This window comes from Streptomyces sp. NBC_01474 (assembly GCF_035918215.1).
Taxonomy (GTDB): Bacteria; Actinomycetota; Actinomycetes; order Streptomycetales; family Streptomycetaceae; genus Streptomyces; species Streptomyces aureus.
Genome location: NZ_CP109449.1, coordinates 7223369 through 7236101, shown reverse-complemented (window position 1 = coordinate 7236101; position 12733 = coordinate 7223369). Strand labels below are relative to the sequence as shown.

The window sequence follows — 12733 nt, the reverse complement described above, 5'->3', positions numbered from 1 at the left end:
CGGAGAACGGGCAGGACCCGGACCCGGAGCCGGGCGGCGCCCCGGACCGGGAGGACGCGCGGGCCCCGGAGAACGAGCGCGCCACGGAATACGGAGGGGCGCCGGGGAACGAGCGCGCCACCGAGTACGGGCGAGCGCCGGAGAGTCGGCCCGCCACCGAGTACGGGCCGGCCCGGGACGCCGGCCCCCGGCCGGACGGCACCCCGGGACCGGTGAGCCTTCAAGCCCCGGACAGCACCCCAGGACCGGAGTACGCGCAAGCCCCGGACAGCACCCCAGGACCGGAGTACGCGCAAGCCCCGGACACCGGCCCAGCCCCGGCGCAGCTGTCCGGCCCCGGCGAAGCCCCGGTGAGCCCGCAGCCCCCCGGCCCCGGTCCAGCCCCTTCGAGCGCGCAGGACCCTGCCCCCGGCCGAGGCCCGGCGAGCGTCCCCGAGCCCGCTCCCCCCGCCCCTCTCCCCGGCTGTGTCATCACCGCCGACGGGGCGTACGCCGCGCGGCTCGCGTCCGACGGAACGTCCTGGTTTCCGGAGCGGTGGACCCTGGACGGGCCCGAGCCGTACGCGGTGCCGTTGCCGGGGAACCAGCCGGAGGAGCCCGGGACCGAGGTCGTCCCGATGGGCGACGGGCGCGTCCTCATCCGGCGCGTGGTGGACGGCCGCCACTCCTTCTCGCTGCTGTATCCGACGGGCCCGCGAACGGGCGAGGTGCCTCTCGGGGCGGTGAGCGGCGGGGAGTTGACGCTGCTTCCGCCGGCACCGGGCGGCAGATGCGCGTACGCCATCGCCGTGGGCGAGCGGTCGACGGGTGTGTGGATGGTGGCGGGCGGGGCGTTCGGGCCCGAGTTCCTGGCCGAGGTCCCGGGGCGCTGTTCGGGCGGGGTGTGGCTGGACCGCGCGGGCCGGATGCTGGCGCTCGACCGGTCCCTCGACGGGGGGCCCGTCAAGACGGTCGCGGTGGACCTGGGACGGGGCGGCGAGGTCACGCCGCTGCTCCAGATCGCGGAGGCGAGCGCGGACCGGCTGGTGCTCGCCGATCCGGACAGCGGGCTGCTCCTGGTCCGCTCGGACGCGCCGTCGCCCGGCCATGAGCGCCTCGGCTGGGGCGTGTTGGGCTCGACGCTGCCGGTGCGCTTCCCGGAGTGTCTGCGCCTGACCGACTGCGCGGTGACGCCGTTCGCGATCCAGCCGGGTCAGACGCTGATGCCGGAGAGCTGTGCGGTGGCGCTGCGGATCGACGGCGCCGCGGGCACCTGGCTGGGCCTGTGGCGGCCCGCCGAGCGCCAGATGCATCAACTCGCCGCCCCGCAGGGCTGGCTGACGGGCGCGGGCCTGTGGACGCGCGACGGTGAGCTGCAACTCCCCTGCGCCACCGAGTCGGTGCCCTGTGGGATCGCGCGCACGTCGGTGCCGGAACCCGTCGAGGAGCCGGCCCCGCAGACGGTGCCCGAGCCGCCCTCGGCGGCCCGTCCCGTCCCGCTCCAGCAGGCTCCTCTGGCCGGTCTCATGCGACGCGCGGCAACCGCCGGGACACGGACGGCACCCGCCGGTTAGACTCGTCCGGCTGTTTGAAGGATCTTGTTACGGGGTGAGTTTCGATGGCCGAGACGATGAACGCGGAGATGACCACGGCGGAGTCCAGGGAGGCGGCGGACCGGTCCGCCGGTCCCGGTCGGCACCGTGGTGGTGTGTCCTCGCGCGACGAGAACGCGGCGCCGCACGGCCGGCACCGCAGGGATCAGTCCGAACAGGGCTGAACGGCATGACGGAGGGGCCCGGAACCGTATGGTTCCGGGCCCCTTCGCCATGGGGTCAGGCGTGTTTGAGACCGAGCACCTCGGCCGCGGCGAACGTCTCGTTCGGCGGCCGGTCCGCGTAGTGCGGGGTGAGCAGCGCGTCCAGCTCCTCGTAACTGAACGCGTCCTTCGCGGTGTCGAACTTGGCGGAGACCTTGGGGCGTTCGACGACGGCGACCATGCCGCCGTGCACGACGAGCAGCTGACCGTTGACGTTCCCCGCGGCCGGGGACGCGAGGTAGCCGACGAGCGGGGCGACGTGTTCGGGGGCCAGCGGATCGAGTTCGCCGGCTCCGGGCTCCGCGCCCCTCTTGATCGGATAGACGGCCGCGAAGACGTCCTCGGTCATACGGGTGCGGGCGCGGGGGCAGATGACGTTGGCCGTGACGCCGTACTTGCCGAGGGCGAGGGCCGTGGAGGTCGTCAGGCCGACGATGCCGCCCTTCGCCGCCGCGTAGTTGGGCTGCCCGGCCGAGCCGGCGAGGAACGCCTCGGACGAGGTGTTGACGATGCGGCCGTAGACCGGTGCGCCCGCCGCCTTGGAGCGTGCGCGCCAGTGGACGGACGCGAAGTGGGTCGTGTTGAAGTGGCCCTTCAGGTGGACGCGGATCACCGTGTCCCACTCGTCCTCGCTCATCGAGAAGATCATGCGGTCGCGCAGGATGCCCGCGTTGTTGACGAGGATGTCGAGCTTTCCGTACGTGTCGACGGCCAACTGGACGAGTGCGCGGGACTGTTCGTGGTCGGCGACATCGCCGAGGTGGGCGACGGCCTGCCCGCCCGCGGCCCGGATCTCGGCGGCGACCTCCTCGGCCGGGGTGGCGTCGGCGCCGCCGGATCCGTCGCGGCCCGGCTGTCCGAAGTCGTTGACGACGACGCTCGCGCCGAGCCGGGCGAGTTCGAGCGCCTCCGCCCGGCCGAGGCCACGGCCCGCGCCGGTGACGATCGCGGACAGGCCCTGAAGCGGCAGTGACTCTGAAGCCATCGGGGATCGGGGTCCTCTCTCAGATTTCGATGCAGGTGCGCAGCGCGGTGCCCGACCGCATCTGGTCGAGAGCTTCGTTGATCTCGGCGAGCTGCACGCGGTGCGTGATGAGGCTCTCCAGGTCGATGCGGCCGGCCCGCCACAGGGCGATGGCCCGCTCGTAGGACGTCAGGACGTCACCGCCGCCGTACATGGACGGCAGGATCTTCTTCTCGTCGAAGAACAGCTCGAACATGTTGAGCTGGAGGAAGTCGTCGAGGGCGCCCGCGCCGACGATGCACAGGGTGCCGCCGCGCCGCGTCGTCTCGTAGGCGGTGCGGGCCGTGGCGGACTTGCCGACGACCTCGAAGACGTAGTCGAAGCCCTCGCCCGCGGTGATGCGCTGCTTGGCGTCGCCGAGGGCGTCGGGTGCGACGGCCTCGGTGGCGCCGAACCTGAGGGCGGCCTCGCGGCGTGAGGCGACGGGGTCGACGGCCACGATCTGCGCGGCGCCCTTGAGCCGGGCGCCCTGGATCGCGGAGATGCCGACGCCGCCGCAGCCGATGACGGCGACGGACGAACCGGCCGCCACGTCCGCGGTGTTGATGGCGGCGCCGAGCCCGGTGGTGACGCCGCAGCCGATGAGGGCCGCGATGTCGAAGGGCACGTCGTCGGGGATGGGCACGGCGCAGCCCGCGTCGACGACGACCTCCTCGGTGAAGGTGCCGGTGCCGGCGAAGCCGAAGACGTCACCGCCGGGGCGCTTGAAGTTGGGGGTGCCGGCGTTCATGAACCCGGCGAGGCAGAGCTGGGTCTGGCCGCGTCTGCACGCCGGACAGGCGCCGCAGGCCGGGAGCCAGCAGACGAGGACGCGGTCGCCGGGCTTGACGTTCGTGACGCCGTCGCCGACGTCGAGGATCTCGCCGGCGCCCTCGTGGCCGGGGATGAAGGGGGCGGGCTGCGGCAGCACGCCGTTCATCGCGGACACGTCGGAGTGGCACAGTCCGGTGGCCCTGACCCGGATCTTCACCTTGCCGGGGCCGAAGCCCACCGCCTCGACGTCGTCGAGTACCTCGAGTTTGTCCTGGCCTATCTCGTGCAGTACGGCTGCGCGCATGGCGTGCGGCTCCTCTCCCGAAGGGTCCCCGATGGGGTCAGGCGTGTTCGACGATGGTGTCGGCGAGTACGGGCGCCTCGTCCCGCTCGACGGCGGTGACGGTCACCTGGATCCGGCCCTCGGAGCGCCACATCCGGATCCGCAGCGTCTCGCCCGGGAAGACGACTCCGGTGAACCGCGTCGCGTAGGACCGCACGCGGGACACGTCGCCGTCGAGCAGCGTGTCGACGACCGCCTTGAGCGTCATGCCGTACGAGCACAGGCCGTGCAGGATGGGCCTGTCGAAGCCGGCGAGCTTGGCGAACTCCGGGTCGGCGTGCAGGGGGTTCCAGTCGCCGGAGAGCCGGTACAGGAGTGCCTGGTCCTCGCGGACGGGACGGTCGACGGTGCGGTCGGGTTCGCCGGTGGGTGCTTCGAGGCGGGTGCTGGGTCCGCGGTCGCCGCCGAAGCCGCCCTCGCCGCGGACGAAGATCTGCGCGTCGCTGGTCCACAGGGGGCCGTCCGCGTCGGCGACCTCGGTGCGCAGGACGAGGATGGCGGCCTTGCCCTTGTCGTAGACGGCGGCGACGCGTGACGTGGAGGTCGCGCTTCCCTTGACCGGGATGGGCCGGTGCAGCTCGACGGTCTGCCCGCCGTGCAGGACGTGGGCGAGGTTGACGTCGATGCCGGGGGCGGAGAGGCCGCCGACGACACCCATTCCGGCGCCGGCGACGGTGGCGAAGCTGGGCAGGACGTGCAGCCGGGACTCGAGGGTGTAGCGCAGCTCGTCGGGGTCGGTGGCGGGGGTGCCCGCGCCGAGGCCGAGGTGGTAGAGCTGGATGTCCTTGTGGTCCCAGGTGATCTCGGCGGACCGGGGTTCGGCGGCTACGGCCTTGGCGGCGTCGATCGGCATCAGACAGAGACTCCTTGTGCGGGAAAGACCTCGGTGCGGCCGTCCGCACCGTCGGTCGCACCGAGGTCGTTGCTGGGCCGGAGGAACTCTGGTGGAACGCCACGCGCCCGTTCTAGAACGCGTTCCAGTCCGGCGATCCCATGTATAGCCAAGACCACGGCAGTTGTGAAGACTCCTGACGCCATGTCAGATCCGGTGCGCGGGCGGCCGGGGCGGGCGGCCGTGACATTTGTACTGCCCGGCTCCGTACAACCGGCATCTGCCGCGCCCGGCTCCCGGCCCGTAGCGTCCCTGCCATGACGAAGACAGACGGGACACCGGTGGCCGTGTCCTTCACGGGGGCGGTCAAGACATTCGGCGCGGTGCGCGCCGTCGACGGGATCGATCTGGAGATACGGCGCGGCGAGACCGTCGCCCTGCTCGGCCGCAACGGCGCGGGCAAGTCCTCCACGATCGCCCTCCTGCTCGGCCTGGACACCCCGGACGAGGGCACGGTCTCCCTCTTCGGAGGCACGCCGGAGCAGGCCGTGCGTGCCGGTCAGGTCGGCGCGATGCTCCAGGAGGGCCGCGCGGTCCCCCGGGTCACGGTCCGTGAGCTGGTCTCCTTCGTGGCGGGCCGCTATCCGGCGCCGATGCCCGTCGCCGACGCGCTCGCGCTGGCCGGCATCGAGGAGCTCGCGCAGCGGCGCGTCGACAAGCTGTCCGGCGGCCAGACCCAGCGGGTGCGGTTCGCCGTGGCCCTGGCCGGGAACCCGGCCCTGCTCGTGCTCGACGAGCCGACGGCCGCCCTCGACGTGGAGGCACGGCACGCGTTCTGGACGTCGATGCGGGCCTACGCGCGGCGCGGCCACACGGTGCTCTTCTCCACGCACTACCTGGAGGAGGCCGACGCCCACGCCGACCGGATCGTGGTCATCGATCACGGCAGGGTCGTCGCGATGGGCTCCGGCGAGGAGCTGAAGCGGGCCGCGGGCGGCAGCCTCGTCTCCTTCGACCTGGCCGGGCGCGGCACGGAGGGCCTGTCGCTGCTGCCCGGGGTGACGGCCGTGGAGGTCCGCGGGGACCGGGCCAGGCTGCGTACGGACGACTCGGACGCGACGGTGATCGCGCTGGCCGGGCTGGACGCGATCCGGGGCCTCGAGGTCGCGCCGGCCTCGCTCGACGACGCGTTCATGGCGCTGACCAGCGGTTCGGACAGTCGTCCGGGCAGCGGCTCCGACAACCGCACCGGCAGCGGTTCCGACACGGATCTGGAGACGGTTCGATGATCGACTACCTGAGGCTCGAAGTGCGCAGGACCCTGCGCGACACCATGTTCGTGATCTTCGGTGTCGGGATGCCGGTGCTGATGTACCTGCTGTTCACCAACCTCGGCCAGAACGAACCCGAGTGGAAGACGATCTCCATGGTCGGCATGGCCGCGTACGGCGCGGTGGGCTCGGCCCTCAGCACCGGCGGCGGGGTCGCCGAGGACAAGACGATCGGGTGGCTGCGGCAGCTGCGGGTCACCCCGATGACGCCGCGCCAGGTGGTGGCGGGCCGGGCCCTGACGGGGTCCGTGACGGTGTTGCCGTCGATCGCGGCGGTGCTCGTCGCGGGCGGCCTGGTCAACGGAGTGCGGCTGGACGTGTGGCAGTGGGCCGCCGTCGCGCTGCTGCTGTGGCTCGGCTCGATCCCCTTCACCCTGCTCGGTCTCGGCAACGGCTACCGGCTGACCGCGCAGACCACGGGTGTCGCGAACATGGTGTGCAATCTGGGGCTCTCCGTCCTCGGCGGCCTGTGGTTCCCGGTCGCACTTTTCCCCGGGTGGCTGCAGTCCGTGTCGTCGTACACGCCGACGAACCGGTTCGCGCAGCTCGGTACGGCCGTGGCCGACGGGCACGCGCCGTCGGCCGCCGCGGTCACGGTGCTCGCCGCCTGGCTGCTGGCCTTCGGTTCGTACGCTGTGGTGTCGTACCGCAGGGCCGCGCGGACCATCTGAACGGGGAGCCGGGGAACCATGTCCTTCAAGCACCGAGTCACCTGCCGGATGGTCGAGCTGCGGGATGCCCGCCGGGAGTGGAAGGCGGACCGGGACGTGTGGAAGGCGGAGTGGCGGGCCCGGGACAGGGGCGCGAAGGACGGCGGGGCGGCCGTGGAGGGCGGGCCCATGGGTCCGCCGCCGAACGGATTCGCGCTGCTGCCCTGGCTCCTCATGGGTCTCGGCGCCTTCTCGAACCTCCTCCAGGGCAAGACGGCCAACCCCTGGATCGGCGGCATCGGCCTGTTCGTCTTCAACAGCCTCTACATCTCGGTCGTGTTCCAGGCCTTCGACAAGAAGCGGCGCGAGGCCCGCTACACGCTCCTGGCGCTGATCGCGATGGGCCTGCTCACCTGCGGGCTCGCCATCGCCTACGGCGGCAGCTGGCTGATGTTCTTCCCGCTGCTCGGCCTCGCGGCGGGCGCGGTCGTGCGGGGGCGCCGCCTCGGCCAGGTCGCCCTCGGCCTGAGCGCGCTCGCCGGGACCATCGGCGGCCTCAAGGAGGGCTGGGACGCGCTCAACATCGCGTACGGCACGTTCCTGTCCACGATGGTGACCGCCGCGATCCTCTCCCTGGCCGAGGCCGTACGTGAACTGCGCGCCGCCCGCGAGGAGTTGGCGCACCGCGCGGTGGAGCAGGAGCGGCTGCGGTTCTCCCGCGACCTGCACGACCTGCTCGGGCACACGCTGTCCGTGATCGTGGTGAAGTCGGAGGCGGCCCGCCGGCTCGCCCACCGCGACCTCGACGCGGCGCTCACGCAGGTGTCGGACATCGAGTCCGTCGGCCGGCAGGCGCTGACGGAGATCCGCGAGGCGGTCACCGGCTACCGCGAGGGCAGTCTCACCACCGAGCTCGACCGCGCCCGCTCGGCGCTCACGGCGGCGGGGATCGAGCCCGTCGTACGCCAGTCGGGCCCGCCGCTCGCCGCACAGACGGAGGCGCTGCTCGGCTGGGTGGTGCGGGAGGCGGTCACGAACGCGGTGCGCCACAGCGGGGCGGCGCGCTGCGAGATCTCCGTGGACGGCAACCCGGAGCGCGTGCGGCTCAGGGTCCACGACAACGGGCGCGGCGCCGCAGCCGAGCCGCCGGAGCCGGGCGTCGGCGGTACGGGCCTGCGGGGCCTGACCGAGCGGCTCGGCGCGGCGGGCGGCTCCCTGGAGGCGGGCCCGGCCGCGCGCGGCTTCACGGTGACGGCCGAACTCCCGGTCCTGCCGGGCGAAGTGGAGCCGGACGCGATGCTGGAGCCGGAACGCGCGGGGTGACGGCGCACGGGGCGCTCTACCCTGGGCCCGTGAACGAGATGCCCCGGGACCACCGGCCCGCGAAGTCCGTACGAGTGCTCCTCGCCGAGGACCAGGGCATGATGCGGGGCGCTCTCGCGCTGCTGCTCGGCCTGGAGGCGGACATCGAGGTCGTCGCGCAGGTCGCGAGGGGTGACGCGATCGTCGACAGGGCACTGGAGACGCGTCCCGATGTGGCGCTGCTCGACATCGAACTGCCGGGCCGCAGCGGCCTGGACGCGGCGGCCGACCTGCGTGAGCAGTGCCCGGACTGCCGGGTCCTGATCCTGACGACGTTCGGCAGGCCGGGCTATCTGCGCCGGGCGATGGAGGCGGGCGCGGCCGGGTTCCTGGTCAAGGACGGTCCGGTGGAGGATCTCGCGGAGGCGGTCCGGCGGGTCCTGCGCGGTGAGACGGTCATCGACCCGGCGCTCGCGGCGGCCGCGCTGAGCGCGGGCCCGAACCCGCTGACGACCCGCGAGTGCGACGTCCTGAAGGCGTCCGTGGACGGGGCCACGGTCTCCGACATCGCGGGCACGCTGCATCTGTCGGAGTCGACGGTGCGCAACTATCTGTCCTCGGCCATCGGCAAGACAGGGACCCGTAACCGCATGGAGGCGATGCGGGAGGCGCGGCAGCAGGGGTGGCTGTGACGGCCTCCCGGTCCCTCAACCCGCCGCCTGCCGGGCCTCCTTCGCGCGCGGCATCCACGTCACCAGCAGGACCACCGCCACCAGGAGGATCCCAGCACCCCACCGGAACGCGGCCGCGTACCCGTCGGTGAGGTCCTCGGCCCCGGTTCCCCCGCCGGAGCGGCCGGCCGCCACGATCGACAGGATCGCGAGCCCGAGCGAACCGCCCAGCGTCCGCGAGGTGTTGACGAGTCCGGACACCAGCCCGGCGTCCCCCGGCGCGGCCCCGGACGTGGCGAGCGAGGCCAGGGGCGTCATCGCGAGCCCGGCGCCCGCCATCATCACCGTGCCCGGCAGCATGATCGCGGTGATGTAACCGCCGTGCGGGCTCATCGTCGACTGCCAGGTGAACCCGGCGGTCGTGACGAGTACGCCGGACACCGCGACGGTCCGTGCGCCCGCGCGGCGCATCAGACGCGGGGCGATCTTGGATCCGGCGACGACGGCGAGCGAGCTGGGCACGAGGGCGAGGCCGGCCTCGATCGGGGTGTAGCCGAGGACGTTCTGCGCGTACAGGGTCATGAAGAACCACATCGCGAAGCTGCCCATGCCGCACACGAACATCGCCGCGTTGGCCGCCGCGACCGCGCGGACCCGGAACAGGCCGAGCGGCATCAGCGGCAGCCGCGTGCGCGCCTCGACGGCGAGGAACGTCACGATCAGCGCCAGGGCGACGCCGAGCGGCACCAGGGTCGCGGCGGCGCCCCAGCCCTCGGCCTCGGTCTGCACGACGCCGTAGGCGAGGGTCGCGGTGCCCGCCGTGACGAGGACGGCGCCCGGCAGGTCGAGGCGCCGCTCGCCGCCCGCCTTCGACTCCTTGATCCAGCGGGCGGCGGCCGTGAACACCAGGGCGCCCAGGGGGACGTTGATCAGCAGCACCCAGCGCCAGTCGAGGCCCTCGGTGAGCACGCCGCCGACGAGGCCGCCTGCCGCGCCGCCGCCCGCCCCGACGGCGGTCCAGGTCGCGATGGCCCGGGCGCGGGCGGCGCCCTCCGGGACGGCGGACGTCAGGATGGTGAGCGTCGACGGCGCGAGGACCGCGGCGCCGAGCCCCTGGACGGCGCGGGCGGCGAGGAGCTGCCAGCCCTCCTGCGCGAGGCCGCCCGCGAGGGAGGCGAGCGTGAAGAGCCCGAGCCCCACGAGGAACATCCGCTTGCGCCCGAACAGGTCGCCGGCCCGCCCGCCGAGCAGCATGAACCCGGCGAACGCGATCGAGTAGGCGTTGACCACCCATTGCAGCCCGGTGGCGCTGAGCCCCAGGTCCGCTCGCATGGACGGCAGGGCGACATTGACGACGGAGACGTCGAGGACGACGAGGAACTGTCCGGCGCAGGCGGCGGCCACGACGAGCCAGGTGGGCGGCGCGGCCTTGCGGGCGATCGCGGTGTCGACAGGGGCTTCAAGCATGAGTGTCATGGTCTCAGGCCGCTGTCGGTCCGTACATCAGGATTTCGGCGCACCCGGCGCTGGTCCGCGGGGACTAGGACCCCGTCCCCATGGCCTAGGACCTGCGCAGCATCGTCACGACGGCGGCGCCCCCCAGTCCGATGTTGTGGGCGAGTCCGACGCGGGCGCCCGGGACCTGTCGCGCACCGGCCTCGCCCCTCAACTGCCAGGTGAGCTCCGCCGCTTGGGCGATGCCGGTGGCGCCGAGCGGGTGGCCCTTGGAGATGAGGCCGCCCGACGGGTTCACGACCCAGCGCCCGCCGTACGTCGTCGCGCCCTCCTCGACGAGCTTCCCGGAGGCTCCCGGCGCGCACATGCCGAGCGCTTCGTAGGTGAGGAGTTCGTTGACGGAGAAGCAGTCGTGCAGCTCGATCACGTCGACGTCCTCGATGCCGAGCCCGGACGCCTCGTAGACGCGGGTCGCGGCGGCGCGTGACATGGGCTGTCCGACGACGTCGATGCAGGAACCGGAGGCGAAGGACTCCCCCGTGTCGGTCGTCATGGCCTGCGCGGCGATCTCGACGGCCTTGTCACCCAGGTCGTGGAGTTCGACGAACCGCTCCGACACGACGACGGCCGCCGCCGCGCCGTCCGAGGTGGGTGAGCACTGGAGCTTGGTGAGCGGCGCGTGGATGGTCTTCGCGGCGAGGATCTCGTCGACGGTGTACGGGTCCTGGAACTGGGCGTACGGGTTGTTCACGGAGTGCCGGTGGTTCTTGGCCCCCACGGCGGCGAGCTGGGCCTCGGTCGTGCCGTACCTCTCCATGTGCTCGCGGGCCGCGTCACCGAAGATCTGGGCGGTGGGCGGGGACATCTCGAAGCCGTGCTTCGCGGCCATGATGCCGTAGTGCCGGGCGACCGGTGACGTCTTGAAGTCTCCCCCGTCGGCTCCCCCGCCGAGCGCGCCGCGCTGCATCTTCTCGAAGCCGAGCGCCAGCACGCAGTCGTTGATGCCGCCCTCGACGAACTGCCGGGCGAGCATCAGCGCGCTCGATCCCGTGGCGCAGTTGTTGTTGACGTTGTAGACGGGGACGCCGGTCAGGCCGAGTTCGTAAACCGCGCGCTGCCCGGCGGTCGAGGCCTGGAAGCAGTAGCCGACGGGGACCTGCTCCACGTCCTCGTAGGAGACGCCGGCGTCGTCGAGGGCCTTGGTCCCGGCCTCCTTCGCCATGTCCCAGTACTGCCAGTCGCGGCTCTCGGGCTTCTCGAACCTGGTCATCCCGACGCCGACTATGTACGCCTTGCCCATGGAAACGGCCTCCTGCCAGTATCTGACGCGTCGTCAGATACTGGCAGGAGCGGGCCGCCGAGGGAAGGGCTTCCCCGGGCTTCTGCGGCAGGGCCTAGCGGAAGGCCGCGTGCCCCGTGAGCGCCTGACCGAGGGCGAGGGTGTGCATCTCGGTCGTGCCCTCGTACGTGAGCACGGACTCCAGGTTGTTGGCGTGGCGGATCACCGGGTACTCCAGCGAGATGCCGTTGGCGCCGAGGATCGTGCGGGCGGTGCGGCAGATCTGGATGGCCTCACGGACGTTGTTCAGCTTGCCGAAGCTGATCTGCGCCGGGTGGACACCGGCGGGCGAGTCCTTCAGGTCGGCCAGGCGCAGCGCCGTCAGCGTCGCCTTGTGCAGTTCGAGCGCCATGTCGACCAGCTTCTGCTGCGTGAGCTGGAACGCGGCGATCGGCTTGCCGAACTGCTCGCGCTGGCCCGCGTAGTCGGCGGCCGCCTGCCAGGCCGAGCGCGCGGCGCCGGTGACGCCCCACACGATCCCGTAGCGCGCCTCGTTCAGGCAGGTCAGCGGCGCGCCCACGCCCCGCGCCTCGGGCAGCCGGGCGGACGCGGGCAGGCGCACGCCGTCGAGGACCAGCTCGCTGGTCACGCTCGCCCGCAGGGACATCTTGTGCTTGATCAGCGGTGCCGAGAAGCCGGGGGTGTCGGTGGGCACGACGAAGCCGCGCACGCCGTCCTCGGTCTGCGCCCACACGACGGCTACGGCCGCGACCGAGCCGTTCGTGATCCACATCTTGCGGCCGTCGAGGATCCAGTCGTCGCCGTCACGCCGGGCGCGCGTCGTCATGGACGACGGGTCGGAGCCGTGGTCGGGCTCGGTCAGACCGAAGCAGCCGATGGCCTCGCCCGCCGCCATGCGCGGCAGCCACTCCTGCTTCTGCTCCTCGGAGCCGAAGCGGTGGATCGCGAACATGGCCAGCGAACCCTGCACGGACACGAAGGAGCGCAGTCCCGAGTCCGTCGCCTCCAGCTCGCGGCACGCGATGCCGTACGCGCGGGCCGACATGCCGGCGCACCCGTAGCCCTCCAGGTGCATGCCGAGCAGGCCCATCTTGCCGAATTCGCGGGCGAGTTCGGGCAGGGCGGGGAGCTCCCCGCTCTCGAACCACTCCGCGATGTGCGGCTCGACCTTGTCGTCGAGGTACTGGCGGACCGTGTCGCGCACGGCCCGCTCCTCGTCGGTGAGGAGCGCTTCGAGGTTCAGCGGGTCGACGGGGTCGAGGGCGGCGAACGGCATG

The 12733-nt window shown here is 72.6% G+C and carries 12 protein-coding genes; 6 read left to right on the top strand and 6 right to left on the bottom strand.

Annotation, left to right across the window (positions count from 1 at the left end; translation table 11 throughout):
- The first annotated feature begins 326 nt into the window (after positions 1-326).
- Together OG758_RS32965 and OG758_RS32960 are read left to right on the top strand one after the other, a co-directional pair.
- Positions 327-1553: a hypothetical protein gene (locus OG758_RS32965; protein WP_382060583.1), complete on the top strand. Its 1227-nt coding sequence runs from the start codon at positions 327-329 to the stop codon at positions 1551-1553.
- A 44-nt stretch (positions 1554-1597) separates the two neighbouring features.
- Positions 1598-1756, top strand: coding sequence for a hypothetical protein (locus OG758_RS32960; RefSeq protein ID WP_266564819.1), 159 nt, complete (start codon positions 1598-1600; stop codon positions 1754-1756).
- A 55-nt stretch (positions 1757-1811) separates the two neighbouring features.
- On the opposite strand, the gene OG758_RS32955 is transcribed toward OG758_RS32960, so the two are convergent.
- From OG758_RS32955 to OG758_RS32945, 3 genes are read right to left on the bottom strand one after another with little or no spacing between them, the layout of a single operon-like run.
- Positions 1812-2780: a 3-oxoacyl-ACP reductase gene (locus OG758_RS32955; protein WP_326713254.1), complete on the bottom strand. Its 969-nt coding sequence runs from the start codon at positions 2778-2780 to the stop codon at positions 1812-1814.
- Positions 2781-2799: 19 nt separating this feature from the next.
- Positions 2800-3876: a Zn-dependent alcohol dehydrogenase gene (locus tag OG758_RS32950; RefSeq protein WP_326713253.1), complete on the bottom strand. Its 1077-nt coding sequence runs from the start codon at positions 3874-3876 to the stop codon at positions 2800-2802.
- Positions 3877-3913: 37 nt separating this feature from the next.
- Positions 3914-4768, bottom strand: a complete 855-nt coding sequence (locus OG758_RS32945) for a MaoC/PaaZ C-terminal domain-containing protein (RefSeq protein WP_326713252.1) — start codon at positions 4766-4768, stop codon at positions 3914-3916.
- Between the two features lie 296 nt (positions 4769-5064).
- Between OG758_RS32945 and OG758_RS32940 the strand changes: the two genes are divergently transcribed.
- Genes OG758_RS32940 through OG758_RS32925 form a run of 4 tightly spaced genes read left to right on the top strand, consistent with a single transcriptional unit; the run spans position 5065 to position 8722 of the window.
- On the top strand, positions 5065-6036 hold the full coding sequence (locus OG758_RS32940; protein WP_326713251.1) for an ABC transporter ATP-binding protein: 972 nt from the start codon (positions 5065-5067) through the stop codon (positions 6034-6036).
- The gene (locus OG758_RS32935; protein ID WP_326713250.1) at positions 6033-6749 is read left to right on the top strand and encodes an ABC transporter permease; all 717 of its coding nucleotides are present in this window, start codon (positions 6033-6035) and stop codon (positions 6747-6749) included. Before OG758_RS32940 ends, OG758_RS32935 begins: the two co-directional genes overlap by 4 nt.
- An 18-nt stretch (positions 6750-6767) precedes the next feature.
- Complete coding sequence (locus tag OG758_RS32930) at positions 6768-8051, top strand: sensor histidine kinase (RefSeq protein WP_326713249.1); 1284 nt, start codon at positions 6768-6770, stop codon at positions 8049-8051.
- A gap of 38 nt (positions 8052-8089) precedes the next feature.
- Positions 8090-8722, top strand: coding sequence for a response regulator transcription factor (locus tag OG758_RS32925; protein WP_326716112.1), 633 nt, complete (start codon positions 8090-8092; stop codon positions 8720-8722).
- A 15-nt stretch (positions 8723-8737) separates the two neighbouring features.
- Here the strand turns inward: OG758_RS32925 and OG758_RS32920 are convergent, their stop codons facing one another.
- The 3 genes from OG758_RS32920 to OG758_RS32910 form a co-directional block, all read right to left on the bottom strand.
- Positions 8738-10168: a DHA2 family efflux MFS transporter permease subunit gene (locus OG758_RS32920; protein WP_442810363.1), complete on the bottom strand. Its 1431-nt coding sequence runs from the start codon at positions 10166-10168 to the stop codon at positions 8738-8740.
- Between the two features lie 94 nt (positions 10169-10262).
- Positions 10263-11456 carry a lipid-transfer protein gene (locus OG758_RS32915; RefSeq protein WP_326713247.1) on the bottom strand — a complete coding sequence of 398 codons (1194 nt, stop codon included), beginning with the start codon at positions 11454-11456 and terminating at the stop codon, positions 10263-10265.
- A gap of 94 nt (positions 11457-11550) precedes the next feature.
- Complete coding sequence (locus OG758_RS32910; protein ID WP_326713246.1) at positions 11551-12732, bottom strand: acyl-CoA dehydrogenase family protein; 1182 nt, start codon at positions 12730-12732, stop codon at positions 11551-11553.
- Between the last annotated feature and the right edge of the window lies 1 nt (position 12733).

Excerpts from the sequence above, each read along its gene's own strand:
- OG758_RS32960 (WP_266564819.1), top strand. The coding sequence starts at position 1,598 with ATGGCCGAGACGATGAACGCGGAGATGACCACGGCGGAGTCCAGGGAG.
- OG758_RS32955 (WP_326713254.1), bottom strand. The coding sequence starts at position 2,780 with ATGGCTTCAGAGTCACTGCCGCTTCAGGGCCTGTCCGCGATCGTCACC.
- OG758_RS32950 (WP_326713253.1), bottom strand. The coding sequence starts at position 3,876 with ATGCGCGCAGCCGTACTGCACGAGATAGGCCAGGACAAACTCGAGGTA.
- OG758_RS32945 (WP_326713252.1), bottom strand. The coding sequence starts at position 4,768 with ATGCCGATCGACGCCGCCAAGGCCGTAGCCGCCGAACCCCGGTCCGCC.
- OG758_RS32940 (WP_326713251.1), top strand. The coding sequence starts at position 5,065 with ATGACGAAGACAGACGGGACACCGGTGGCCGTGTCCTTCACGGGGGCG.
- OG758_RS32935 (WP_326713250.1), top strand. The coding sequence starts at position 6,033 with ATGATCGACTACCTGAGGCTCGAAGTGCGCAGGACCCTGCGCGACACC.
- OG758_RS32930 (WP_326713249.1), top strand. The coding sequence starts at position 6,768 with ATGTCCTTCAAGCACCGAGTCACCTGCCGGATGGTCGAGCTGCGGGAT.
- OG758_RS32925 (WP_326716112.1), top strand. The coding sequence starts at position 8,090 with ATGCCCCGGGACCACCGGCCCGCGAAGTCCGTACGAGTGCTCCTCGCC.
- OG758_RS32920 (WP_442810363.1), bottom strand. The coding sequence starts at position 10,168 with ATGCTTGAAGCCCCTGTCGACACCGCGATCGCCCGCAAGGCCGCGCCG.
- OG758_RS32915 (WP_326713247.1), bottom strand. The coding sequence starts at position 11,456 with ATGGGCAAGGCGTACATAGTCGGCGTCGGGATGACCAGGTTCGAGAAG.
- OG758_RS32910 (WP_326713246.1), bottom strand. The coding sequence starts at position 12,732 with ATGCCGTTCGCCGCCCTCGACCCCGTCGACCCGCTGAACCTCGAAGCG.